This is a genomic window from Aeromonas sp. FL131, from assembly GCF_049860615.1.
GTDB lineage: Bacteria > Pseudomonadota > Gammaproteobacteria > Enterobacterales > Aeromonadaceae > Aeromonas > Aeromonas hydrophila.
Genome location: NZ_CP187595.1, coordinates 707,981 through 730,348, shown reverse-complemented (window position 1 = coordinate 730,348; position 22,368 = coordinate 707,981). Strand labels below are relative to the sequence as shown.

Annotated in this window: 25 protein-coding genes, 1 tRNA gene and 1 riboswitch; of the genes, 20 read left to right on the top strand and 6 right to left on the bottom strand. The window is 60.3% G+C overall.

What is annotated here, in order from left to right; all coding sequences use genetic code 11:
- Nucleotides 1-352: 352 nt before the first annotated feature.
- The 15 genes from ACPW75_RS03550 (at nucleotide 353) to ACPW75_RS03480 (ending at nucleotide 12,604) form a co-directional block, all read left to right on the top strand.
- Nucleotides 353-667 carry a transposase gene (locus ACPW75_RS03550; RefSeq protein ID WP_039026396.1) on the top strand — a complete coding sequence of 105 codons (315 nt, stop codon included), beginning with the start codon at nucleotides 353-355 and terminating at the stop codon, nucleotides 665-667.
- Complete coding sequence (locus ACPW75_RS03545) at nucleotides 664-1,485, top strand: IS3 family transposase (RefSeq protein ID WP_039026397.1); 822 nt, start codon at nucleotides 664-666, stop codon at nucleotides 1,483-1,485. Before ACPW75_RS03550 ends, ACPW75_RS03545 begins: the two co-directional genes overlap by 4 nt.
- A gap of 113 nt (nucleotides 1,486-1,598) precedes the next feature.
- A complete protein-coding gene (locus tag ACPW75_RS03540) occupies nucleotides 1,599-1,877 on the top strand; it encodes a BMC domain-containing protein (protein WP_010634659.1) in 279 nt (92 codons plus the stop codon).
- Nucleotides 1,878-1,893: 16 nt separating this feature from the next.
- Nucleotides 1,894-2,178 (top strand): BMC domain-containing protein, encoded by a 285-nt coding sequence (locus tag ACPW75_RS03535; protein WP_011705244.1) that lies wholly within the window; start codon nucleotides 1,894-1,896, stop codon nucleotides 2,176-2,178.
- 11 nt (nucleotides 2,179-2,189) lie between these two features.
- Nucleotides 2,190-2,471 carry a BMC domain-containing protein gene (locus ACPW75_RS03530; protein ID WP_017408466.1) on the top strand — a complete coding sequence of 94 codons (282 nt, stop codon included), beginning with the start codon at nucleotides 2,190-2,192 and terminating at the stop codon, nucleotides 2,469-2,471.
- A 53-nt stretch (nucleotides 2,472-2,524) separates the two neighbouring features.
- Nucleotides 2,525-4,111, top strand: coding sequence for an acetaldehyde dehydrogenase (acetylating) (locus ACPW75_RS03525; RefSeq protein WP_252411069.1), 1,587 nt, complete (start codon nucleotides 2,525-2,527; stop codon nucleotides 4,109-4,111).
- Between the two features lie 26 nt (nucleotides 4,112-4,137).
- Nucleotides 4,138-4,395, top strand: coding sequence for a EutN/CcmL family microcompartment protein (locus ACPW75_RS03520; RefSeq protein WP_010634663.1), 258 nt, complete (start codon nucleotides 4,138-4,140; stop codon nucleotides 4,393-4,395).
- Between the two features lie 15 nt (nucleotides 4,396-4,410).
- Entirely contained in the window at nucleotides 4,411-5,565 is a 1,155-nt protein-coding gene (locus ACPW75_RS03515) for a 1-propanol dehydrogenase PduQ (RefSeq protein ID WP_077097300.1), read from the top strand.
- Between the two features lie 25 nt (nucleotides 5,566-5,590).
- On the top strand, nucleotides 5,591-8,977 hold the full coding sequence (cutC, locus tag ACPW75_RS03510) for a choline trimethylamine-lyase (RefSeq protein WP_077097302.1): 3,387 nt from the start codon (nucleotides 5,591-5,593) through the stop codon (nucleotides 8,975-8,977).
- 113 nt (nucleotides 8,978-9,090) lie between these two features.
- Nucleotides 9,091-10,038, top strand: a complete 948-nt coding sequence (gene cutD / locus ACPW75_RS03505; RefSeq protein WP_179101483.1) for a choline TMA-lyase-activating enzyme — start codon at nucleotides 9,091-9,093, stop codon at nucleotides 10,036-10,038.
- 12 nt (nucleotides 10,039-10,050) lie between these two features.
- Nucleotides 10,051-10,503, top strand: a complete 453-nt coding sequence (locus tag ACPW75_RS03500) for a BMC domain-containing protein (RefSeq protein WP_077097306.1) — start codon at nucleotides 10,051-10,053, stop codon at nucleotides 10,501-10,503.
- Nucleotides 10,500-11,120, top strand: a complete 621-nt coding sequence (locus ACPW75_RS03495; RefSeq protein ID WP_077097308.1) for a phosphate propanoyltransferase — start codon at nucleotides 10,500-10,502, stop codon at nucleotides 11,118-11,120. The genes ACPW75_RS03500 and ACPW75_RS03495 overlap by 4 nt, the downstream gene beginning before the upstream one ends.
- Before the next feature lie 11 nt (nucleotides 11,121-11,131).
- Nucleotides 11,132-11,824 carry a hypothetical protein gene (locus tag ACPW75_RS03490; RefSeq protein WP_077097310.1) on the top strand — a complete coding sequence of 231 codons (693 nt, stop codon included), beginning with the start codon at nucleotides 11,132-11,134 and terminating at the stop codon, nucleotides 11,822-11,824.
- 19 nt (nucleotides 11,825-11,843) lie between these two features.
- Complete coding sequence (locus ACPW75_RS03485) at nucleotides 11,844-12,257, top strand: DMT family transporter (RefSeq protein WP_016350021.1); 414 nt, start codon at nucleotides 11,844-11,846, stop codon at nucleotides 12,255-12,257.
- A gap of 17 nt (nucleotides 12,258-12,274) precedes the next feature.
- Nucleotides 12,275-12,604, top strand: a complete 330-nt coding sequence (locus ACPW75_RS03480; protein ID WP_010634671.1) for a DMT family transporter — start codon at nucleotides 12,275-12,277, stop codon at nucleotides 12,602-12,604.
- 146 nt (nucleotides 12,605-12,750) lie between these two features.
- Here ACPW75_RS03480 and ACPW75_RS03475 read toward each other — a convergent pair.
- A tRNA-Ser gene (locus tag ACPW75_RS03475) sits at nucleotides 12,751-12,840 on the bottom strand.
- A 421-nt stretch (nucleotides 12,841-13,261) separates the two neighbouring features.
- Here ACPW75_RS03475 and ACPW75_RS03470 point away from each other — a divergent pair.
- Together ACPW75_RS03470 and ACPW75_RS03465 are read left to right on the top strand one after the other, a co-directional pair.
- On the top strand, nucleotides 13,262-14,179 hold the full coding sequence (locus ACPW75_RS03470; protein WP_077097314.1) for a L,D-transpeptidase family protein: 918 nt from the start codon (nucleotides 13,262-13,264) through the stop codon (nucleotides 14,177-14,179).
- Between the two features lie 27 nt (nucleotides 14,180-14,206).
- On the top strand, nucleotides 14,207-15,205 hold the full coding sequence (locus ACPW75_RS03465; RefSeq protein WP_045529462.1) for a DUF481 domain-containing protein: 999 nt from the start codon (nucleotides 14,207-14,209) through the stop codon (nucleotides 15,203-15,205).
- 149 nt (nucleotides 15,206-15,354) lie between these two features.
- Here ACPW75_RS03465 and ACPW75_RS03460 read toward each other — a convergent pair whose 3' ends face one another.
- The 3 genes from ACPW75_RS03460 to ACPW75_RS03450 form a co-directional block, all read right to left on the bottom strand.
- On the bottom strand, nucleotides 15,355-16,074 hold the full coding sequence (locus tag ACPW75_RS03460) for a MaoC family dehydratase (RefSeq protein ID WP_077097316.1): 720 nt from the start codon (nucleotides 16,072-16,074) through the stop codon (nucleotides 15,355-15,357).
- Between the two features lie 270 nt (nucleotides 16,075-16,344).
- Nucleotides 16,345-17,301 (bottom strand): 23S rRNA (adenine(1618)-N(6))-methyltransferase RlmF, encoded by a 957-nt coding sequence (rlmF, locus tag ACPW75_RS03455; protein WP_077097318.1) that lies wholly within the window; start codon nucleotides 17,299-17,301, stop codon nucleotides 16,345-16,347.
- Between the two features lie 148 nt (nucleotides 17,302-17,449).
- The gene (locus ACPW75_RS03450) at nucleotides 17,450-17,938 is read right to left on the bottom strand and encodes a C40 family peptidase (protein WP_005298673.1); all 489 of its coding nucleotides are present in this window, start codon (nucleotides 17,936-17,938) and stop codon (nucleotides 17,450-17,452) included.
- A 275-nt stretch (nucleotides 17,939-18,213) separates the two neighbouring features.
- On the opposite strand from ACPW75_RS03450, the gene ACPW75_RS03445 reads away from it, so the two are divergent.
- Both ACPW75_RS03445 and ACPW75_RS03440 read left to right on the top strand, forming a co-directional pair.
- The gene (locus ACPW75_RS03445; RefSeq protein WP_041216028.1) at nucleotides 18,214-18,936 is read left to right on the top strand and encodes a 4'-phosphopantetheinyl transferase family protein; all 723 of its coding nucleotides are present in this window, start codon (nucleotides 18,214-18,216) and stop codon (nucleotides 18,934-18,936) included.
- Nucleotides 18,933-19,781 (top strand): tetratricopeptide repeat protein, encoded by an 849-nt coding sequence (locus ACPW75_RS03440; RefSeq protein WP_077097320.1) that lies wholly within the window; start codon nucleotides 18,933-18,935, stop codon nucleotides 19,779-19,781. Before ACPW75_RS03445 ends, ACPW75_RS03440 begins: the two co-directional genes overlap by 4 nt.
- 142 nt (nucleotides 19,782-19,923) lie before the next feature.
- On the opposite strand, the gene ACPW75_RS03435 is transcribed toward ACPW75_RS03440, so the two are convergent.
- The gene (locus ACPW75_RS03435) at nucleotides 19,924-20,166 is read right to left on the bottom strand and encodes an Lpp/OprI family alanine-zipper lipoprotein (RefSeq protein WP_010634682.1); all 243 of its coding nucleotides are present in this window, start codon (nucleotides 20,164-20,166) and stop codon (nucleotides 19,924-19,926) included.
- 224 nt (nucleotides 20,167-20,390) lie between these two features.
- Nucleotides 20,391-21,044, bottom strand: a complete 654-nt coding sequence (gene ribB, locus ACPW75_RS03430; protein WP_011705223.1) for a 3,4-dihydroxy-2-butanone-4-phosphate synthase — start codon at nucleotides 21,042-21,044, stop codon at nucleotides 20,391-20,393.
- Nucleotides 21,045-21,146: 102 nt separating this feature from the next.
- Nucleotides 21,147-21,304, bottom strand: a riboswitch (FMN riboswitch).
- Between the two features lie 198 nt (nucleotides 21,305-21,502).
- Here ribB and purU point away from each other — a divergent pair.
- Nucleotides 21,503-22,339, top strand: a complete 837-nt coding sequence (gene purU / locus ACPW75_RS03425; RefSeq protein ID WP_011705222.1) for a formyltetrahydrofolate deformylase — start codon at nucleotides 21,503-21,505, stop codon at nucleotides 22,337-22,339.
- Nucleotides 22,340-22,368: the final 29 nt, after the last annotated feature.

The window sequence follows — 22,368 nt, the reverse complement described above, 5'->3', positions numbered from 1 at the left end:
CCCGTCACACCCGGCTCACTTTTTACATTTAGCCTCGCCGACAAAACATGAGCTCCGCCACAGTTAACAGCCGGCCAAATTACCTCTCGGCCCCCATCAACCAACAACTCATTAACATCGACCAACGATCTTTTCCCGGGCCTGAATTCAGCCTTATGCAAGACGAAAACAGCCTCGTGGTTGCAGCATAAATAGATAAATAAGGCTTATAGAAATCATAAATTCAGAACAACAAACTAAATATCTCAGTTTTACAGATTCAAATTCCACAAATGCCGCCAGTACCTATAGTGGCGATTTGTAATGACCCACTGAAATCCTGCTCAGGTCATAATGAGTGGAGATCACAGACATGAGCATCACGATGGACGAAGAAATCAAACGTTGGACGGCCAAGCGCAAGTCCGCCTTGGTCATGGAAATCATTCAGGGCAAGACCACCGTCGCCGAAGCGGCTCGAGCCTTTGATTTGCCGCCCTCCGAGATTGAAGAATGGGTAGATGACGCCAAACGGGGCATGGAAAACGCCTTACGGGCCAAGCCACTGGATATTCGCGAGCAGTACGAGAAGCAGCTCAAGGAACTCCAGGAAGCTTATGGCGAGGCCATGCTGGAGTTACGCGCCAGAAAAAAGCTGGCCTCCCTGCTGGGCGAGGACGACAGATAGTCGCCGATGTTCAGCAGGGATTACGCGCAGAAGGTATTGATGTCTCCGTCAGCAAGCTCTGCCGCTGGTTTGGCCTGCCGCGTCGTAGTTGGTACTACCGCAGCGTCAAGGCCGCGCCCAAGCTTCAGGAGCATCTGGTCACCCCGATCAAAAACATGATTGAGGAGAACCCATCGTTCGGTTACCGGACGGTTGCAGCCCTGTTGGGGTTCAACAAGAACACGGTACAGCGCATCTTCCAGCTCAAGGGCTGGCAAGTTCGCAAGCGTCCGGTTGGGTTTCGCCCCCGGATCCAGGCCCTGCCTTCGGTGGCCTCAGCGCCCAACCAACGCTGGGCGACGGACCTATGCCGGATCTGGGCTGGTCGCGATGGCTGGTGTTCCTTGGCGCTGGTGATTGATTGCCATACCCGTGAACTACTGGGATGGCATCTCTCGCGCAGTGGTAAATCGAAAACGGCCGAGGCAGCGCTGGAGCAAGCCTTAATTGCTCGCTTCGGCAGCTTGGGACGAGTTGCATCGCCGTTTTTGTTACGTAGCGACAATGGGTTGGTGTTTACCAGCCGCAACTACACAGCACTGGTGAAGAGCTATGGGTTGCAGCAGGAGTTCATCACGCCGTACACGCCGGAACAAAACGGCATGGTCGAGCGGGTGATCAGAACGCTCAAGGAGCAGTGTGCCCATCGGCAGAGGTTCGAGACCTTGCAGCATGCCAGTCGGGTGATTGGCGACTGGATCCAGTTTTACAACCAGAAGCGTCCTCACCAGGCGCTAAAGATGAAAACACCGGCGCAGGCCTATGCCGAAGCCGCTTAGTTGTGCAGGAACGGCTGGGTCATTACAGATTGAACGCCGCAACCGTGGCTCAACGCCGTAACACGGACGGGGTTCCTTAACCACACCACACAATCTGTTCTGAGGAGATCACCATGGGTGATGCATTGGGGCTTATCGAAACCAAAGGTCTGGTGGCCTGCATTGAAGCCGCGGATGCCATGTGCAAATCCGCCAACGTGGAGCTGATCAGCTATGAAAACATCGGCTCCGGCCTGGTCACCGTCATGGTGAAGGGGGATGTCGGCGCGGTGAAAGCGGCGGTGGATTCCGGCGTGGAGTCGGCACAGCGCATCGGTGAAGTGGTGACCTCGCTGGTCATCGCCCGTCCGCACAACGACATCAACAAAATCGTCATTAAACACAAGGCTTGAGGCCGGGAGATCGCAAATGGGTGATGCATTGGGTTTGATTGAAACCAAGGGCCTGGTGGCCTGCATTGAAGCGGCGGATGCCATGTGCAAAGCCGCCAACGTTGAGCTGATCGGCTATGAGAACGTCGGCTCTGGCTTGGTCACCGCCATGGTGAAAGGCGACGTAGGGGCCGTGAAAGCCGCGGTGGACTCCGGCGTGGAATCCGCACAGCGCATCGGTGAAGTGGTGACCTCGCTGGTCATCGCCCGCCCGCACAACGACATCAGCAAGATTGTCGCCCACTACAAAATTGCCGAATAACGGGAGAGAACATGATGAAAGAAGCGCTTGGTCTGATTGAGACCAAAGGCCTGGTGGCCTGCATCGAAGCGGCAGATGCCATGTGCAAGGCCGCCAACGTCGAGCTGATCGGCTATGAGAACGTCGGTTCTGGCCTGGTCACCGCCATGGTGAAAGGCGACGTCGGCGCGGTCAATGCGGCGGTGGATTCCGGTGTGGAAGCGGCGAAACGCATTGGCGAAGTGGTGACCTCTCGCGTCATCGCCCGCCCGCACAACGACATCGAAAAAATCGCGGCGCAGCACAAGGCATGACCTGAGAGGGCACGCCCCGCCCGCACTTTTTTAGTCTGATGAAGGATAGATTCATGATTGAACTCGATACCGATTTGCTCTCCCGCCAGAACGCGAGAGAACTGGTGCGCAACGCCAAACAGGCGCAGGTGATTATGGCCACCTTTTCGCAGCAGAAAATCGACGCCATCGTGAAGAACGTGGCCGAAGAAGCCGCGCGCCATGCCGAAACGCTGGCGAAAATGGCCGCAGAAGAGACCGGTTTTGGCAACTGGCAGGACAAGGTGCTGAAAAACCGGTTCGCTTCGCTGCACGTTTACGATGCCATCAAAGAGATGAAGACCGTCGGGATCATTCATGACGATCAGGTGAAAAAAGTGATGGATGTGGGCGTGCCGCTGGGCGTGATCTGCGCGCTGGTACCCTCCACCAACCCCACCTCCACCATCTTCTACAAAACCCTGATCGCCCTCAAGGCGGGCAATGCCATCATCTTCTCGCCGCACCCGGGCGCACGCCAGTGCAGCTGGAAAGCCATCGAAATCGTCAAGCGCGCCGCCGAAGCCGCCGGTGCCCCGGCGGGCATCGTGGACGGTGTCACCCAGCTGACCCTGGAGGCCACCTCCGAGCTGATGCACAGCAAGGACGTGTCGCTGATCCTGGCAACCGGTGGCGAAGGCATGGTGCGCGCGGCCTATGCCTCCGGCACCCCGACCATCAGCGGCGGCCCGGGCAACGGCCCGGCCTTTATCGAGCGCAGCGCCGACATTCACCAAGCGGTGAAGGACATCATCACCAGCAAGACCTTCGACAACGGCGTGATCTGCGCCTCCGAACAGTCGATCATCGTCGAACGCTGCATCTATGACGAGGTTCATCGCGAGCTGGCGGCCCAGGGCGCCTACTTCATGAACGAAGACGAAGCCGCCAAGATGGCTGCCCTGCTGCTGCGCCCGAACGGCACCATCAACCCGAAAGTGGTGGGCAAGACGGCGCTCCATCTCAGCCAGCTGGCCGGTTTCAGCGTCCCCCCCAGCACCCGCGTGCTGGTGGCAGAACAGACCACCGTCTCCCACAGCAACCCCTACTCCCGTGAAAAGCTCTGCCCGGTGCTCGGCCTCTACGTGGAAGAGGAGTGGCGCGCCGCCTGTCATCGGGTGGTCGAGTTGCTGACCAACGAAGGGCTGGGCCACACCCTGGTGATCCATACCCGCAACCAGGACGTGATCCGCCAGTTCAGCCTTGAAAAACCGGTCAACCGGATCCTGATCAACACCCCGGCCGCCCTCGGCGGCATCGGTGCCACCACCAACCTCACGCCGGCACTGACCCTCGGCTGCGGCGCCGTCGGCGGCGGCTCCAGCTCCGACAACGTCGGCCCGATGAACCTGCTCAACATCCGCAAGGTGGGTTACGGCGTGCGCACCATCGAAGAGTTGCGCGCCCCCATCCAGCCGGTTGCAGTGCAGCCCACCTGCGCCGCCCCGGCAGCGCCCCAGCCCTGCAGCATCCTCGACGATGCCCGCTTCAGTGCCCCAGCGCCAGCCTGCCACAGCACCGACGACCGCTTTGCCGGCGCCAGCGCCGAGGTCGGCGGCGAGATCAGCGAGCAGAACGTGGAGCGGGTCATCCGTCAGGTGCTTGAGCGCCTTGGCAAGTAACCCATTGAGATAAGGCGATAAGAACCATGATTCTCGCAAAGGTAACCGGACATGTCGTCGCCACGCAGAAGTGCGATGAGCTGCGTGGCAGCAATCTGCTGCTCATCACCCAGCTGGACGATCAGCAGCAACCGATGAAGGACCGCTCCTGGGTCGCCGTCGACAGTGTCGGCGCAGGCATGCACGACGTCGTACTGGCCGAGGAGTACCTCGCGCTCAACAGAGACCGCTACAAGGCCATGTCGGTGGTCGCCATTGTCGAGAAGGTGTTTCGGGACGCTTGAGGAGTGAATGACCCAATGAGTGAATTTTTGCTGAAACCCCGGATCCGCTTCGGTCAGGACGCCCTGTCCGCCCTGGCTGAAGTGCCCGCCCGCCAGGCGCTGCTGGTCACCGATCAGATGATGGTGAAAGTTGGCCTGGCCGACCGGGTGACGCAGATCCTGCGCCAGCGCGGCATCCCTTTCCAGTGCTGGGACGATGTAGTGGCCGATCCGGACATCACCACGGTCGTGCGCGGCATGAAGCTCATGGACAGCTGCTATCCGGATCTGGTGATCGCGCTCGGCGGCGGTTCGGTGATTGATGCAGCCAAAGCGGTCATGTTCGCCCTGGCGCAAACCCGCCCGAACCTGGGGCGCGAGCGCCCCTGTTTCGTGGCCATCCCGACCACCAGCGGCACCGGTTCGGAAGTGACCAGCTTCTCGGTGGTCAAGGCCCGCAGCGAGAAGCTGGTGCTGGTCGACCCGTCATTGCTGCCGGATATCGCCATTCTCGATCCGTCGCTGGTGGCATCGGTACCGCCCGCCATCACCGCCGACACCGGGATGGACGTGCTGTGCCACGCGCTGGAGGCCTATGTCTCCCGGGCGGCCAGCGACTTTTCCGACGCATTGGCGGAGAAGGTGGTGCAGCAGGTCTTTCGCTACCTGCCCGCCTGCTGGCGCGACGGCCACGATCTGCTGGCGCGGGAGAAGATGCACAACGCCTCTTGCATGGCGGGCATGGCCTTCACCAACGCCTCGCTCGGCATCACCCACAGCCTGGCCCATGCCCTCGGCGGCGTGTTCCGCGTCCCGCACGGGCGTGCCAACGCGCTCCTGATGGCGCAGGTCGTGGCATGGAACGCCGACCACGACGGGCAGTGCGATACCCAGGCCGCCCACAAGTATGCCCGTCTGGCCCACCTGCTGGACCTGCCCGCCCAGACGCCGCGCGAGGGGGTCAACAGCCTGCTGGTGGCCATCCAGGCACTCAAAGACGAGATGAAGATGCCCGCCGGCATTGGCGATACCGGCCTCCTCGCTGCCGATTTCGACCAGCGGCTGGCGGAGATGGTCAGCCAGGCGCTGCGCGACAACTGCACTCCGACCAACCCGCGCGCGCCGGATGCCCGGGCATTGACCGAACTCTATCGCAAGGCATGGTGCGGCACTCTCGCCGCCGGCCATTAAGAACAAGAACTGGAGAACCTACCTCATGGCACACTACAGCTTAACGCCGCGCGTCAACGTGCTGGCTGAACGTTTACTGGCGCACACCAGCACCCTGTGCAGCGAACACGCCACGATTTTGAGCGGGCTGGATGGCGACATCGCGGGCATTCCCGCCGCCGTCAAACCGGCACGCCGCTTTTACGAGCTGATGCGCCAGCTGCCGCTGACCATCAATGCCGACGAGTTGATTGTCGGCAACCAGACCCGCACCCCGCACGGCGCCATTTTCCACGATGAAAGTGCCGGGCAGCGCCCGTCTACCTTCCAGTTCCTGAATCTGAACAGCGCCATCGACTCCCCCGACTACAAGCTGGTGGTGGAGAAGGGTGTGCTGGCCATCAAGCAGCAGCTGGAAGAGAAAACCCGCGCGCTGGGCAGCGCCGTCAGCCGCAGCGGCATGGACGAGGTCAACGGCTGCCGCGCCGCCATCCACGCCTGCGATGCCCTGATGGCACTGGCACAGAACCTGGCCAACAGCGCCGAAACCCTGGCCGCCGCCGAAACCAACCCGTTCCGCCAGGCCGAGCTGCGCGACAGCGCCGCCATTTTGCACCATGTACCGGCCCACCCGGCACGTAACTTCAAAGAGGCCTGCCAGTCGTTCTACCTGTTCCAGCTGGCGCTTCAACTCGACAACGGCAGCTATGCGGTCAACCCGGAAGGGGCCGACAAGGCGCTGCTGCCCTACTTCCAGCGCGACATCGCCAACGGCGCGCTGACCGAGCAACAGGCGTACGAGATCGTCGAGTGCCTGTGGTTCAAACTGGCAGAGCTGAGCGAAGTGCGCGCCACCTGCGCCATCGACGGCTACCCCATGTTTGATGCCCTGCTGCACGGCGCCAGCCTGGAGCAGGCGAGCATCAACCCGCTCTCCGAGATGTTCCTCTGCGCCCAGCAAAACCTGAGCGCCCTCAAGCTGCCGGTTCGCCTCTTTCGCGGAGTGCAGCACGTCTCTGTCGCCCCGTTCGCCGCCTGTGCCGATACGCCGGTGATGGAGGGGCTGACACCACGCCTGCAGCGCCTGCGCAACCACTATCTGACCGTGCGCCCCAGCGTCTCCATCTACCGGGCACTGGCCTTTACCGAGGTCGTCAAGGCCAACCCTGGCATGCCGACCATCTTGCTGCGGGCCAAGGCGTTCCGTCACGCCTGTGAAACCGCCCCCATCCTTATCCAGAACGACGAGCTGATCGTCGGCCACCCGTGCGGCAAGCCGCGCGCCGGCGCCTTCTCGCCGGACATTGCCTGGCGCTGGGTACGCGACGAACTCGAGACCATGAGCACCCGTCCGCAAGATCCCTTTGAAATCAGCGAGGCGGACAAGAAAACCATCCGTGAAGAGATAGTACCGTTCTGGGAAGGTCGCTCGCTGGACGAGATTTGCGAAGCGCAGTACCGGGAAGCCGGCGTCTGGGCCTTCAGCGGCGAGACCTTCGTCAGCGACCTCTCCTACCACCAGATCAACGGGGGCGGCGACACCTGCCCGGGCTACGACGTGCTGCTGTTCACCAAGGGGATGAACGGCATCAAGGCCGACGCCCAGGCCCATCTCGACCAGCTGAGCATGGAGAACCCGGACGACATCGATCGCATCTACTACTACAAGGCAGCGATCGAAACCTGTGAAGGGGTGGTCAACTACGCCCGCCGCATCGCGGCCCATGCCCGTGAACTGGCCGTGAAAGAACAGGATGCCCAGCGCCGCGCCGAGCTGCTGACCATCGCCGAGGTGAACGAGAACGTGCCGGCCAACCCGCCCAAGACCCTGCAAGAAGCGCTGCAGAGCATCTGGACGGTGGAGTCGCTGTTCGAGATCGAGGAGAACCAGACCGGTCTGTCACTCGGTCGGGTCGACCAGTACTGCTACCCCATGTTCGAAGCGGACATCCGCGAGGGCCGCCTGACCCACGAAAGCGCGCTCGAGCTGATGCAGGCCTTCATCATCAAGTGCGCCGAGCTGATGTGGATGTCGAGCGAGCTGGGGGCCAAATACTTCGCCGGATATCAGCCCTTCATCAACCTGACCGTGGGTGGCCAGAAGCGCAGCGGCGGCGATGCCTGCAACGATCTGACCTACCTCATCATGGATGCCGTGCGGTTCGTGAAGGTCTATCAACCGTCGCTGGCCTGCCGCATTCACAACCAGTCACCGCAGAAATACATGGAGAAGATCGTCGACGTCGTGAAGGCGGGGATGGGCTTCCCGGCCTGCCACTTTGACGACTCCCACATCAAGATGATGCTGCGCAAGGGCTTCGACTTTGAAGACGCCCGCGACTACTGCCTGATGGGCTGCGTCGAGCCGCAAAAGTCGGGGCGCATCTATCAGTGGACCTCCACCGGTTACACCCAGTGGCCCATCGCCATCGAGTTCGTGCTCAACCGGGGACGCATGGTGCTGTTCGACAGCCATCAGGGGCTGGATACCGGCGACCTGCGCGAGCTGCGCACCTTCGAGCAGTTCGATGCGGCGGTGAAACAGCAGATTGCCCACATCGTTCGCCTGTCGGCCATCGGCACCGTGATCAGCCAGCGCGTGCACCGCGACGTGGCGCCTAAACCGCTGATGTCACTGCTGGTGGAAGGCTGCATGGAGAAGGGCAAGGACGTCGCCGCCGGTGGCGCCGTGGTCAACCACGGGCCGGGCCTCATCTTCTCGGGGCTGGCGACCTATGTCGACTCCATGGCGGCAATCCGCAAGCTGGTGTTCGAGGAGCAGAGATACACACTCGAACAGATCCGCGATGCGCTGCTGGCCAACTTCGAAGGGTTCGAAGCGCTGCGCCGCGACTGCCTCAATGCGCCCAAGTACGGCAACGACGACAACTACGTCGACCAGTACGCGCTGGATATCACCGAGTGGACCGAGCGAGAGTGCCGCAAGTACAAGATGCTCTACTCCACCCTGAGCCACGGCACCCTCTCCATCTCCAACAACACCCCCATCGGCGAGCTGACCAACGCCACGCCGAACGGACGCCTGGCCTGGATGCCGCTCTCCGACGGCATCAGCCCGACCCAGGGGGCGGACAAGCAGGGGCCGACGGCCATCATCAAGTCCGTCAGCAAGATGAACGTGGAGACCATGAACATCGGCATGGTGCATAACTTCAAGTTCCTCAAGGGGCTGCTGGATACCCAGGAGGGACGCCATGGCCTCATCACCCTGCTGCGTACCGCCTCCATCCTCGGCAATGGCCAGATGCAGTTCAGCTATGTCGACAACGAAGTGCTGAAAAAGGCGCAGCAGGAGCCGGAGAAGTACCGCGACCTCATCGTGCGCGTCGCCGGCTACAGCGCCTATTTCGTCGAGCTGTGCAAAGAGGTGCAGGACGAGATCATCAGCCGCACCGTGATTGAGAAGTTCTGATCGATGCGTTGATAACCCGTCTTTCTTAATCGCCAGAATAACCGGAAGTACTCCGCAATGGCAGGTCGCAAATAATGCGACTGCGGCCTGCCACATCCGGAGAGGAGGCAAGCGTGATCGCAAATAATGAATTAACCGGCCGCATATTCAATATCCAGAAATATTCGATATATGACGGCGATGGCATTCGCACGCTGGTTTTTTTCAAGGGCTGCAACCTTCGCTGTCCCTGGTGCGCCAACCCTGAAGGGCTCAGCAGCCAATTTCAGGTGATGTTTTCACACGACAAATGCATCAACTGCGGTGACTGCGTGAATGTCTGTCCGGCCGGAGTCCATTACCGGGCCGAAGAGAACGGCAGCATGAAACACTTCATCGATCGCAATAAGGATTGCATTGGCTGCCGCAAATGCGAAGAGGTCTGCACCCAGCATGCGCTGGACATCATGGGCAAGGATGTCACCGTCAGCGAGCTGATGGAGATCATCATGCAGGACTATGACTTTTACATCTCCTCCGGCGGTGGCGTCACCATCGGCGGCGGCGAGATGAGCCTGCAGACCGACTTTGCCGTCGCGCTGTTTAGCGAATGCAAGAAAATGATGATCAATACCGCCATCGAGACCCAGGGCACCACCTCGCTGGCCAATTACCAGCAGCTGGCGCCCGTCACCGATACCTTTTTGTTCGATATCAAGCAAATCAACAGCGAACAGCATAAGGCGATGCTGGGTATCGGCAATGAAGGTATTCGCCGCAATCTGGAATGGCTGGTTGATTACGGCGCCAAGGTGATTGTGCGCATGCCGCTCATCCGTGGATATAACGATTCATGGGATGCCATTACCGGCGCCATCGAATATGTACAGAAATTGGCAAAGCGGGGAAATATCCTGCGGATCGACATGCTGCCGTACCACCAGCTGGGCCGCAAGAAATATGAGCGGCTGGATATGCCCTACCCGATTGCGCAAGACCCCTCTTACACGCCGGACGAATTGGATCGGCTGGAGGCCTTCTTTGCACAATTTGATTTCGATATTCGCTTGGTCCGCCATTAACAGGAGTCGACGATGAAAAGTTTGGGCGTAATTGAAACGCGAGGATTGGTCGCCGCCATTCAGGCGGTGGACGCCGCCTGCAAAGCGGCAGGCGTCAGCTGCATCGGCTATCGCAAGGTGGGCTCAGGGTTGGTGAGTGTCTGCTTCGAAGGGGAGATCAGCGCCATCCATACCGCCATCGAGCGTGGCGTCGCGGTGGCCGCCACCATCGACCAGCAGGTCCATTCCCTGGTGATTGCCCGTCCGGAGCCAAGCGCGGTAGCGGCGCTCGGCAACCTCAAGGGCTACCCGCCGCGCGCACCGGCCAACACCAAGAAGGAGATGACTACCGCAACAAGCGCTGTGCCGGCCCTGTCACCGGAAAGCAGTGCCGATACCGAACCGGCCACTCCACCTGCCAGCCAGCCAGCCGCGGATCAGGCGGAAGACCGACAGGCCGCGGCAAGAAAAGGGAAGAAAGCATGATCGATCCCCAACTGCATCAAAAGATCGCTGCCCGTCTGAGCCTGGTCAGCCCGGCGATCCCGGTCGGCATCTCGAATCGCCACGTCCACCTGGCACAACAGGATGTGGAGGCCCTGTTCGGCAAGGGCTACACCCTGACGCCGCTCAAACCGCTGCGCCAGCCGGGCCAGTTTGCCGCCGAAGAGTGCGTCACCGTGGTCGGCCCCAAGGGCTCGCTGACCCGGGTGCGGGTGCTCGGCCCGACCCGGCCGGTTTCACAGCTGGAGATCTCCCGCGCTGACTGCTTCACCCTCGGCATCAAGGCGCCGGTCCGTGAGTCAGGCCAGCTGGAAAATACCGGCAGCGCCCTGCTCATCGGCCCCGCCGGCCACGTGGAGTTGCGCTCCCAGGTGATCTGCGCCTGGCGCCATATCCACCTCTCGCCACAAGACGCTCGCCAGCTGAACGTGACCCACGGCCAGAAGGTGAGCGTGCGCAGCGACGGCGAGCGCCAGCTGACCTTCGATGAGGTGGTGGTACGGGTGCGCGACGATTTCGCGCTGGAATTTCACATCGATACCGAAGAGGCCAACGCCGCCGGCTTGAAAAACGGCGCGCAGGTCAAGCTGCTCGGCTAACGGAGATCCCCATGACAGACCAACAGATTGAACGCCTGGTCGAACAGATGCTCAGGCGCATGCAGCCACCGCTGCTGGTGATGGTGACCGCGGCCCAGGGCTATCGGCAGGCCATTCGAAATCGTCTGGCCGGCTGTGGGCAGCCCCTGCAGCTTGCGCTGGCAGCAGACATCGAGGATGGCGCGCTGTGGCAACCGCTGGGGGAGACAGTGCCGGCCAGCGTCTGGCAACAGGCCCTGCCGCCCGCCCCCTATCGCGCGCTGGTGCTGCCCTTTCTCGACTACCCGCTGGCGATGGACCTGCTGAGCGGCTCGCTGCAAAGCCCCGTCGCCCGGCGGCTGCACGACGCCCTGCTGAGCGGCTTGCCGGTGCTGGCGCTGCGCTATCACTGCGATCCCGCCAGCGAGCTGAACCAGCTGCTGGGGGCGCAACCGGGCACGCCATACGCCAAGCACATGCAGGCGGCGCTCAGCCGTCTGGGCGAGATAGGTGTGGTGCTGTGCACCATGAATGAACTGCTGGAGAGGCTGGCTCCGGCGAACGACGCAGCCCCTGTGCCGGCGGGCACGGCGCGCCGTTATCTCACGGTCAGCGATGTAGAGAAGGATCCGGCGCTGGCACAGACGGCCGAGGCCCAACTGACCGATGCCGCCATCGATTTTTTGAAAAGCAGAAGAAAAGAAAAACAACCTTACCTTAAATAACAAACCCGGAGTTTAACTTATGTCTTCAAAAACAAAATGTTGGCTATGGATGCTGCTGGTGATCGTGTCCGAAACCTCGGCCACCTCCACCCTCAAGATGTTTGGCAGCAGTGAAGGAACCACCAAGATGCTGCTGCTCGGCCTGCTCGTGCTGCTCTATTGCACCTGCTACTACTCCCTCTCCCGCGCGGTAAAAGACATTCCCGTTGGGCTTGCCTACGCCACCTGGTCCGGCACCGGCATCCTGGTGGTCTCCACGCTGGGGATGGCGTTTTACGGCCAGCACCCGGACACCGCCGCCATGATCGGCATGGCCGTCATCGCCAGCGGCATCGTCATCATGAACCTGTTCTCCAAGATGGGCAGCGAAGAGGGCAGCGATGCCTCCGCCGAGCCCCTCACTCCCCCCATGAACAACAACATCGCCAACTGACGCAAAAGGAATGACCCATGTTTAATTTCGGATTTTTATGGCTGGCGCTCTCTATCGGCTCTGAAATCACCGGCACCTCGATGATCAAGAAGACCAACGGTTTCAGCAGACTGGGGCCATCCATACTGGTCGTTTGCGCCTACAGCCTGTGCTACTTCGCCCTCACCCGTGCCATGAGCACCATTCCGGTCGGGGTAGCCTATTCGCTCTGGTGTGGCTTCGGCATCGTCGGGGTCACCATCTGCTCGATGCTCCTCTACAAGCAAAAACCGGATCTGCCCGCCATCCTGGCGATGGCGCTGATCATCTCGGGCGGGGTGATCATGAATGTCTTCTCCAGCATGTAACGCCGTGACAAGACCCTGGCAGTGGCGCTCTGCCCCTGCCACCGGCGCGCCGGCATGCCAGCCCTGACACGCCCTGCCGGGTAACAAGCCGGCAAGCGTGCAAATAGAGAAAGGCCCAAGCTGTCTGGCAGCTTGGGCCTTGAAGATGGCGGAGAGACAGGGATTCGAACCCTGGGTGGCATTGCTGCCACAATTGATTTCGAGTCAATCCCGTTCGGCCACTCCGGCATCTCTCCACGGGGCATCATTGTTACCGGAGCCGCCTCTGGAAATCAACTTGAATCTCTTTAAAGATCAAACGACTGCACATAAAACCAGCAGGTGAGCGTGCACCCGGTGGCGAGATACTCTCCGCTGTCGTGCCTGCTGTCGATGCAGTACCGACGCCGAGACACGTCCCCTGCACCGGTGCCGCCGGTGCTACTCACCACTCATCCCCTCTCCCACCGCCCGCCAGGCATGCTGTTCATTGCAGGTTATGCTGCCTTGCATTAAAAACGGGCAAGAAACGGTCAACATGATGGATTGCCACGTCGGGACCCGGCTGTAGCCCTGGCCGGCCAAGCTGGCAATCGTCACCCGTTTGACTGACAATTTCCCCCTTTTACCCAAGGCGGTCGCCTCGCGGCCCCCTCATCTCAATCAGACAGGAAGTACATGTTCATAGCACGAACCCTCTCATTGCTGGCGCTGACCGCCAGCCTGCTGACGGCTCCGGTCCTCGCCACCACCTACCCGCTGCCCCCGGCAGGCAGCCGCCTGATCGGCGAACTGGAGGACTACATAGTCCAGCCAGATGAACATCTTGAGCTCATCGGCAAGCACACCCAGATTGGTTTTCTGGCGCTGCTCGAAGCCAATCCGGGGGTCGATCCCTATTTGCCCAAACCGGGCACCCGGCTGACCCTGCCGACCCAGATGCTGCTGCCGGACGTGCCTCGCGAGGGCATCGTCATCAATCTGCCGGAGCTGCGCCTCTACTATTTCCCGAAAGGCAAAAGCGAGGTGATGGTGCTGCCCATCGGGATCGGTGACATAGGGCGAGAGACGCCGGAGATGACCACCACGGTGATCGCCAAGAACCCCAATCCGACCTGGGTGCCTGGCCCCATGGTGCGCAAGTCCTGGCTCGAGCAAAAAGGGATCACCCTGCCGGCGGTGGTGCCGCCCGGTCCCGACAATCCCCTCGGCAAATTCGCCATGCGCCTCGGTTATGGCAAGCAGGACTACCTCATCCACGGCACCAACAAGGATTTTGGCGTCGGTCTGCGGGTCAGCGCCGGCTGTATTCGGCTGCGCCCCGACGACATCGAGGCCCTGTTCAAGATTGTCCCCATCGGCACTCAGGTGCGGGTCATCAACCAGCCGGTCAAAACCGCCATCGAGCCCGATGGCCGCCACTGGCTGGAGGTGCACTCACCGCTCTCTCGTACCGAACTGGAGCTGGAGCAGGGTGCCCCGCTGATCCTCTCCCCTGAGGTGGAGGCCTTCATCGCCAAACCGGAAGTCGATGGTGACAAGGCCGCCGGCGTGCTAAACAGCAAGAACGGTATCCCCCGTCCCGTCAGCGGCTGATGGCCAACCATGTTCACGAGGATCTTCATGAGCTACCGCGTTTTTTGTCTGCTGGCCCTGCTGCTGAGCCCGGCGGTATCGGCCGACATCCTCTGGATGGACAACGGTGACCGGCTGACCGGCACCATAGAGGAAATAGGTGACCAGCAAGTGCGCATCGCGCTCCCTTACAGCGCCCCCGTCACCGTCAAGCGCGAGGCGGTCAAGCGCTGGCGCATCGAGAAGCAGGACAAACCCAAACCGACCGTCAAGACCGGCATTACCCTGCTGGCCCTGACGCCGGATGACCAGAAAGCCTGGCTGTGGAGCGGCAGCAGCGATCTGAACGTCAAGCTCAAGCACAGCGACAAGCAGACCAACAACGTCAACCTGAAGGCCTCCACCGAGGTGGCCAACCTCGACTGGCGCTATACGCTGGATGGGGAGTACATCTACGAGACCGCCAACAACGTCACCAACAGCCATGAGTACCGGCTCAAGCCCATGCTGGACTTCTTCTTCGACCAGCGCTGGTTTCTGCGCTCCGCCGTCGACTTTGAATACCAGATGCTGGACCCCGAATACATGGATGTGGGCTATGTGACCGGGCCTGGTTACCGGTTCTGGAACGACAAGCGGCGACGGCTGGAGCTGATCAGCCAGGCAGGATTGGAGCGTTCCTACTTCCGACCGGGTTATTGGGACGACTTCATCATCCCCGATATCTTCAACGACAGGATCATCAACTATCCCCTGATGGGCCTTGGCTGGGACTACCGCCAACCCATCGCACTCTGGTCGGAGCAACTGGAGCTGTTCAGCAAGGGCACCTACAAGCGCTATCTGGACCAGCCCTCGACCTACATCACCCGGGAGCAGGCCGTAAAAGGCAGCCTGGGGATGCGCTACTACTTCAACGATCACCTGCGCCTCTCCTGGTCGAGCGAGCTCGATTGGGAAGACTCCAGATTGGATTATCAAGGTGTTCAGACACCCTTATCAGGCAAAGAGTGGCGCCATTTGATCAGCTTGGGGGCCAGCTTCTAGCCCTCGGGGCAAGCCATGGATGTGTGAGTGGCGCCTACATAGAGGCAACATAGGCAAGTGCAACAAACCGCCATAAACAAAACAGGCTCACCGAGGTGAGCCTGTTTTTTTCAATACGATTCGTGCCAGCGGGTGACACCGTCCCCCCGTCAGAAGTAGATCCGGGTGACCGATTCAATGACGCAGCCTGGGCGACGAATACCCTCGATCTCGACCTTGATCTCCTTGAGCAGCTCCAGCCCACCCTTGATCGGGGTAACCCGAGCCAGCTTGGTGCGGGCACGGATGTTGCTGTCCACCTTGATGGGGTACGGGAAACGCACCTGATCCAGGCCGAAGTTCACCACCATGCGGGCGGTCGGAAACTCGGGGGCGGCCTCGTTGATGCTGCCCGTCAACCGCGGCAACAACGCCAGGGTCAGGAAGCCATGGGCAATGGTGGTCTTGAACGGTGACTCGGCCGCTGCGCGCTCCGGATCGGTGTGGATCCACTGGTTGTCACCGGTCACGGCGGCAAACTCGTTGATCATCTGCTGGTTGACCAGCAGCCACTCACCGACATGGGTCTCTTCGCCGATGCGCTCCTGCAAGGTGGAAAACAAGGCTGCTGCCTCGCCGCTGAGTTCGACGGCAGGGGTATCCAGCGGCACGGGCTGGCCGTTGACGGCTTGCGCCGCGCCCTGCTGTTGCTGCGTGGACTGGCTGTCGCTCTGCAAATCCAGCACCCGGCCCAGCAGAGGGTGGAGGTGTGCCTTTTGCTGAAACTCACGCCAGTAGTCGCGGATCGCCGGAGAGAGCCAATCCTTGAGCTCAAAGGGGTGCTGCGCCAGTATTTCGCGCTTGCGCTTCAGAAAATCGACAACTTTCATGTACCGATCCCTATTCGATTCAAAGCCTGTAAAGAGGTCTAACCAGTCCTATTTTATGAAAGTTTCAACTGCAAGTGCAAAAAAATCTCAGCGTACAACTGTACCGAGGATGAAAGTGATCACTAACATGCAGGCGCCAACCCAGATGACACAAGGGGAAAAACGATTGTCGTGGGTGCCGGGTATCGACCCAGACTGACCACTGACGCTCCCCAAAAAACAGGGGAATACCATCGGTATACCCCTTGTCGTTGTCCCGCTTCAGTCGGCTCAGGCGTTATTGTGCGCCATCGGCGACCACCACTGTTTGCTGGCCGCCTCGTCCAGGAAAGACCAGGCCAGGACCCGGCTGATCTTGTTGCCCTGGGCCATCTCGAGCACCCGCACCTGACGGGCCCCGACCCGGCTCAGCCCCTGCTTGGCCGCCGGCAGGTTCTCTTTTTTTGACACCAGCGAGCTAAACCAGAGGCACTGGCTGGCGAATGCTTTGCTCTGAGTGATCATACTGGCCAGAAAGGCGGCCTCCCCCCCTTCGCACCAGAGCTCGGCCCTCTGGCCGCCGAAATTGAGCACCGGCTTGGCCGTCGCCTCCTTGCCCAGGTTGCGCAGCTTGCGCTCCGTTCCCTTGCTCGCCTCTGCCAGTGAAGCATGAAAGGGAGGATTGCAGAGGGTCAGCGCAAAACGCTCGCGCGGCGCCACAATCCCCTGAAAGATGTCGCCGGCCCTGCCCTGCAGACGGCATTCGATCTGGCTGCCCAGCCCGTTGCTCTTGGCCAGCAGGGTAGCGGCCTTGACCGACACCGGATCGATGTCGGAGCCGACAAAGCGCCAGCCATATTCGCGGGCCCCCAGCAGCGGATAGATGCAGTTAGCACCGACCCCGATATCCAGCACCCGCACACTCTTGCCGGTCGGCACCTTGCCGGCACTCTCGGCCAGCAGATCGGCCACCCGATGCAGATAGTCCACCCGCCCCGGAATGGGCGGGCAGAGATAACCGGCCGGCAGATCCCAGTGCGCAATGCCATAGTGCAGCGCCAGCAACGCCTTGTTCAGCGCCTTGACGGCGGCCGGATCGGCAAAGTCCAGGGTCTGGGTACCGTGCTCGTTGACGAACACGAAGGGTTGCAGCTCGGGGGTACGCTGGCAGAGCGCATCGAAATCATAGGGAGCCTGATGGCGATTGCGTGGATGCAATCCGGATTTGCGGTCGGAATGGGTCTTCATGCTGGGCCTGCCGAGGAAAACGGGCCCACACTATAGTGACTTGGCCCCGGAAAGTCTAAATGACGGCCATAAAAAACCGGGCTGTCGAGCCCGGTTCAAGTGAGGTTGGAAAAACAGTCCGTACTGCGAGCCGTTTGTCCAGCCTGACTCAGATGTCGATCCGGCGTGCCTGCCAGAATTTGCTGCGCCAGTAGGAGCTGTCGAGCTTGGAGCGCGTCACCCCGGCGCGGGTGGAGGCGTGAATGAATTCACCATTGCCCACATAGATGCCGACATGATTGAGACGGCGATTGATCTTGAAGAAGACCAGATCACCTTCGACCAGATCCTGCTTGGAAACGCGGGTGCCTTCATGGACTTGGGAGCGGGTATCACGGGGAAGTTCGATGCCGACGGCGTTGCGGAACACTTCACGGGCGAAGGCGGAACAATCGATACCGCGCTGGCTGCTGCCGCCCATGCGGTAAGGAACACCGCGCCACTCTTTGTATACTGTCAGGATTTCGTTTACATCTGGGGTTTGCGAAGCTTCCGGTTCAATAACGGGTTCCATCATGGAAACTTCAATCTTGCTCGCGACCTCGGGCTGGGGTGCCGAGGCACAACCCACCATTCCGAGCGCGACCAGCAGTAGCATCAGGTGGCGCAATCCTTTATCCCCGCAAAATAGTAAAACTTGTTAAAATACGGCCCGAACGGGCAATTTATAAGGCAACAGCACCCGACTATATCCAAGAATTCTATCGAGGCAAGCGAAAATCCCTATCGACATCACATTTTTGCAAGGAAATGCATTATTTTTCCTGATTAATGTGATCGTGGCCAAACAATATACAATCTCGAAAGGGGCCACCCAGGCCGGATCAAACTGACTTTTATCGCTGTTTCAGCATGCTTTTTAAGTGAAAAATTATGATCTCTGTGGATCTCTATTTGTTAAAACCGGCAAACACGGACGCCGACCAGCTGAGCCTGCTGCAAACCCTGCTCTCCCCCGAAGAACGGCAGACATGGCAGTCAATCGGTCAGCTGGCACGCCGCCAGGAGTACCTGCTCAGCCGTGGCTTGCTGCGACGGCTGCTGGCCGAGCGCCTGCAGTGCCGCCCCGATGCGCTGCAGTTTTGCAGCAACCCGCACGGCAAGCCGGCGCTGAGCGACGGGCGCTGGCAGTTCAACCTCAGCCACAGCGGTGACTGGCTGGCGATCGCCCTCTGTGCCGCCGGCCCGCTCGGAGTGGATATAGAGATGGGTCAGCGGCGTCGCCAGATTCTGCCACTGGCCTGCCGTTTTTATGCGCAGAGTGAATATGAGTGGCTGCTCGCCCTACCCGAGGCGGAGCAAGAGCCGGCCTTCTATCGGCTCTGGTCGCGTAAGGAGGCGGTATTGAAGGCTCAAGGCGCTGGCATCGCCGCCGGCCTCGACAAGGTGCGCTTCGTGCCAGAGGAAGCGTGGCGGCTCGACAACCAACTCGATGAACAGGATTACCGGGTGCAGGATTGGCCCATCGGCCGAGGCTGGCTCAGCCTGGCGGCACCGACTCTCGCCGTCAACGGCTGGCTGCTCGACGGCAGCTTGAATTCTGTGCCCATCAACCCCATGTTAACTCACACCATTTTCCAAGAGTCAGCCTCATGATCGTCGACATCCATCCCCAGAATTTCCAAAGCGCCCTGATCGATGCTTCCATGAAAAAGCCGATCGTCATCTATTTCCACGCCCCCCAGATGCCGGAGTGTCAAGCCATGACCCCGCAGGTGGAAGCGTTGGTCGGTCCGGCCAATCCCCAGGTGACCCTGGCCAAAGTGGACATGAACGATCCGCAGTTGCAGCCGCTGGCTGGCCAGCTCGGCCTGCGCGCCCTGCCGGCGCTGGTACTGTTCCACCAGGGCCGCCCTGACGAGCAGGCCATTCTGGAAGGCCCGCAGGACGAAGCCACCCTGCGCCACTACTTTGCCGCCTTCGCCCCCAAGGAGGAGGAGTTGCTGTTCGAACAGGGGCAACAGGCACTGGCGGAGGGTCAGGCGGACCTTGCCTATGCCCATCTCGGCAAGGCCCATCAGCTGGCACCGGAGCGCCACGACATCAGCCTGTGGCTCATTCAGGCGGCGCTCGATCTCAATCTGCTGGACGAAGCGCAGGAGCGACTGGGCAAGATCCCGATGATCGCCCAGGACGATCACTACCAGACCCTGACATCCCGGCTGGCACTGGCCCAGCAGGCCGCCGACAGCCCGGAGCTGCGGGCGCTGGAAGCCCGTCACCAGCAGGAGCCGGACAACTTTGCCCTGGCCCAGGAGCTGGCGGTGCAATACAGCCAGGCCGGCCGGCAGGAAGAGGCGCTGACGCTGCTGTTTGCCATCCTCAAGCGGGATCTCGCCTTCGGTGATGCCAAGAAGACCTATCTCGACATCCTGACCACCATGGGCAGCAACCCGGCGGCGCAGAGCTACCGTCGCAAGCTCTACAGCCTGCTCTACTGATCGATGCGGAAATGAAAAACGGGGTGATGCCGAGTGTTCGGCATTGCCTTGTCAGGCGGGTATCAGCGGGGAAAACGCGGGAATTTGACGAATTTCAGGCAAAAAAAAATGGCGCATAACTGCGCCATTTTTTTCGCATGGATTACTTCTTGTAGGAAGTAGCCATGTTGTCGATGCGCTGGTTAGCACGCATAGCTTCTTGCTTGGCTTCTGCAACATCAGCAGCGATCTTGGATTGATCAGCACGAACAGCGCTAACATCTTGAGCCAGTTGGTCAACTTTGTTAGACAGATTCTGAACGGAAGTTTCCAGTTCGCTGGTGTTTGCACAACCGCCCAGCAGAGCGGACAGACCAACAACACCTACCAACAACATTTTTTTCATTTTAAAAGCTCCCTTTAACTCGCCAGACGTTTAGCAAGCGGCGTGATTATGGCACAAAAAAATCATAGTTTGGATAGGCCCCATCACAGATAAATGCATTAAAACCCTCATTTTTTTTTAAACGTACACTTTTTGTGCAAAGTTAAGCCAAAAATGAGGGTCTCTGGATGAGGTTCGCACAAAGCGTAACCAAATTTTGGGCTTATTACAATTTCGTATGAGGCTCAGGCTGAACGTTCTGACAGCAATTGACGATATTGCACCAGATCCTCGATGGTCAGCACCGGCATCTGATGCTGGCGACCGAATGCCACCAGATCCGGCAGCCGCGCCATGGAACCATCTTCCTTGGTCAGTTCGCACAACACCCCGAACGGTTTGAGTCCGGCCAGCTGCATCAGATCGACCGTGGCTTCGGTGTGGCCGCGACGGGTCAACACCCCGCCGGTGCGGGCCCGCAGCGGGAAGACGTGGCCCGGGCGGTGCAGGTCTGACGGTCTGGCGCCGTCGGCGATGGCGGCCCGGATGGTGGTGATGCGATCGGCCGCCGACACGCCGGTGGTCACCCCCTGCGCCGCTTCGATGGTCACGGTGAAGGCGGTCTGATAATGGCTGGAGTTGGCCTCCACCATCATCGGCAGTTCGAGCTGGCGTACCCGTTCGTCGGTCAGGCAGAGGCAGACGATGCCGGAACACTCGCGGATCATCATCGCCATCTGTTCGTTGGTCATGGATTCGGCGGCGAAGATGAGATCCCCTTCGTTCTCCCGATCTTCATCGTCGGCCACCAGCACGCCGCGGCCGGCACGCAGAGCCGCCAGCGCCGCTTCGACACGGGCAATGGGATCACCAAATTCACTGAGAAGAGACTGATTCATGGTAAGACTCCTAAACAAGACAAGGACCAGAATCAGGGCATGGAAAGGCAGACAGAGATAGGTATGCAGCGGCCGGCCCATGGGGCTTGCCTGCAATATCTGTCTTATCCTCTTTCATCCGGACTATGACCGTCGGCTCCGGCATCTCACCGGATCTGCTGACCCCGTCCCGGTGCAATACCGGGTCGGGCGCTCGCGGGCTCCCCGAGTCACATCGGGATACCGCCGGTGGGGAATTTCACCCCGCCCTGAGAATAAGCGCAGACAGCGTAAAGAAAAAAAACGCCGGATACCAGCCCAAAACCCATCAAAGATGAATAGCGTACCGCTTGTGGCCGCATTGCATCAGGGCGCACGGCGCACTGTCTTTTCTGATTTTGTTTGTGGCATAGTGCCTGAAAAAACGCGCAGCCTGCGCAGACTCAGGCGCCAACAACACAAACGGAATCATGACAGAGATGGAAAAGAAAATACTGCTGACGGACTGCCCGGACGCCAAGGGCCTCATCGCCAAGATCACCAACATCTGCTATAAGCACCAGCTCAACATCAACAAGAACGACGAGTTCGTGGATCACGAGAATGGCCGCTTCTTCATGCGCACCGAGCTGGAGGGACGCTTCAACGACGAGACCCTGCTGGCCGACCTCGATGATGCCCTCCCCGCCGGTGCCCAGCGCCGCCTGGTCAAGGCCGGCAAGAAGCGCATCGTCATCCTGGTGACCAAGGAGACCCACTGCCTCGGCGACATCCTGATGAAGAACTACGCCGGTGCGCTGGACATGGACATAGTCGCGGTGATCGGCAACTACGACACCCTCGCCGAGCTGACCGGCAAGTTCGACATTCCGTTCCACACCGTCAGCCACGAGGATCTGAGCCGCACCGAGCATGAAGAGCAGGTACGCGCCATCATCGACGGCTACCAGCCCGACTACGTGGTGCTGGCCAAGTACATGCGGGTGCTGACCCCGAGTTTCGTCGAGGCCTATCCGCGCAAGATCATCAACATCCACCACTCCTTCCTGCCCGCCTTCATCGGTGCCCGCCCCTATCGCCAGGCGTTCGATCGCGGGGTCAAGCTGATCGGCGCCACCGCCCACTTCGTCACCGACGATCTGGATGAGGGCCCCATCGTCGAGCAGGACGTGATCCACGTCGATCACACCTTCAGCGCCGACGACATGGCCAAGGCCGGCCGCGACGTGGAGAAATCGGTGCTGAGCCGGGCACTGGAGCTGGTGCTGAACGAGCGGGTGTTCGTCTACGGCAACAAGACGGTGGTATTCAAGTAATCCCGGCCACTGAAAACAACAAAGGCTCC

What these genes read in the sequence shown, in the direction of transcription:
- ACPW75_RS03520 (WP_010634663.1), top strand. Translation starts at nt 4,138, where the DNA reads ATGATTCTCGCAAAGGTAACCGGACATGTCGTCGCCACGCAGAAGTGC.
- ACPW75_RS03460 (WP_077097316.1), bottom strand. Translation starts at nt 16,074, where the DNA reads ATGAAAGTTGTCGATTTTCTGAAGCGCAAGCGCGAAATACTGGCGCAG.
- rlmF (WP_077097318.1), bottom strand. Translation starts at nt 17,301, where the DNA reads ATGAAGACCCATTCCGACCGCAAATCCGGATTGCATCCACGCAATCGC.
- ACPW75_RS03465 (WP_045529462.1), top strand. Translation starts at nt 14,207, where the DNA reads ATGAGCTACCGCGTTTTTTGTCTGCTGGCCCTGCTGCTGAGCCCGGCG.
- ACPW75_RS03490 (WP_077097310.1), top strand. Translation starts at nt 11,132, where the DNA reads ATGACAGACCAACAGATTGAACGCCTGGTCGAACAGATGCTCAGGCGC.
- ACPW75_RS03495 (WP_077097308.1), top strand. Translation starts at nt 10,500, where the DNA reads ATGATCGATCCCCAACTGCATCAAAAGATCGCTGCCCGTCTGAGCCTG.
- ACPW75_RS03550 (WP_039026396.1), top strand. Translation starts at nt 353, where the DNA reads ATGAGCATCACGATGGACGAAGAAATCAAACGTTGGACGGCCAAGCGC.
- ACPW75_RS03540 (WP_010634659.1), top strand. Translation starts at nt 1,599, where the DNA reads ATGGGTGATGCATTGGGGCTTATCGAAACCAAAGGTCTGGTGGCCTGC.
- ACPW75_RS03515 (WP_077097300.1), top strand. Translation starts at nt 4,411, where the DNA reads ATGAGTGAATTTTTGCTGAAACCCCGGATCCGCTTCGGTCAGGACGCC.
- cutC (WP_077097302.1), top strand. Translation starts at nt 5,591, where the DNA reads ATGGCACACTACAGCTTAACGCCGCGCGTCAACGTGCTGGCTGAACGT.
- purU (WP_011705222.1), top strand. Translation starts at nt 21,503, where the DNA reads ATGGAAAAGAAAATACTGCTGACGGACTGCCCGGACGCCAAGGGCCTC.
- ACPW75_RS03435 (WP_010634682.1), bottom strand. Translation starts at nt 20,166, where the DNA reads ATGAAAAAAATGTTGTTGGTAGGTGTTGTTGGTCTGTCCGCTCTGCTG.
- ACPW75_RS03500 (WP_077097306.1), top strand. Translation starts at nt 10,051, where the DNA reads ATGAAAAGTTTGGGCGTAATTGAAACGCGAGGATTGGTCGCCGCCATT.
- ACPW75_RS03480 (WP_010634671.1), top strand. Translation starts at nt 12,275, where the DNA reads ATGTTTAATTTCGGATTTTTATGGCTGGCGCTCTCTATCGGCTCTGAA.
- ACPW75_RS03535 (WP_011705244.1), top strand. Translation starts at nt 1,894, where the DNA reads ATGGGTGATGCATTGGGTTTGATTGAAACCAAGGGCCTGGTGGCCTGC.
- ACPW75_RS03530 (WP_017408466.1), top strand. Translation starts at nt 2,190, where the DNA reads ATGATGAAAGAAGCGCTTGGTCTGATTGAGACCAAAGGCCTGGTGGCC.
- ACPW75_RS03445 (WP_041216028.1), top strand. Translation starts at nt 18,214, where the DNA reads ATGATCTCTGTGGATCTCTATTTGTTAAAACCGGCAAACACGGACGCC.
- ACPW75_RS03525 (WP_252411069.1), top strand. Translation starts at nt 2,525, where the DNA reads ATGATTGAACTCGATACCGATTTGCTCTCCCGCCAGAACGCGAGAGAA.
- ACPW75_RS03470 (WP_077097314.1), top strand. Translation starts at nt 13,262, where the DNA reads ATGTTCATAGCACGAACCCTCTCATTGCTGGCGCTGACCGCCAGCCTG.
- ACPW75_RS03485 (WP_016350021.1), top strand. Translation starts at nt 11,844, where the DNA reads ATGTCTTCAAAAACAAAATGTTGGCTATGGATGCTGCTGGTGATCGTG.
- ribB (WP_011705223.1), bottom strand. Translation starts at nt 21,044, where the DNA reads ATGAATCAGTCTCTTCTCAGTGAATTTGGTGATCCCATTGCCCGTGTC.
- ACPW75_RS03450 (WP_005298673.1), bottom strand. Translation starts at nt 17,938, where the DNA reads ATGCTACTGCTGGTCGCGCTCGGAATGGTGGGTTGTGCCTCGGCACCC.
- ACPW75_RS03440 (WP_077097320.1), top strand. Translation starts at nt 18,933, where the DNA reads ATGATCGTCGACATCCATCCCCAGAATTTCCAAAGCGCCCTGATCGAT.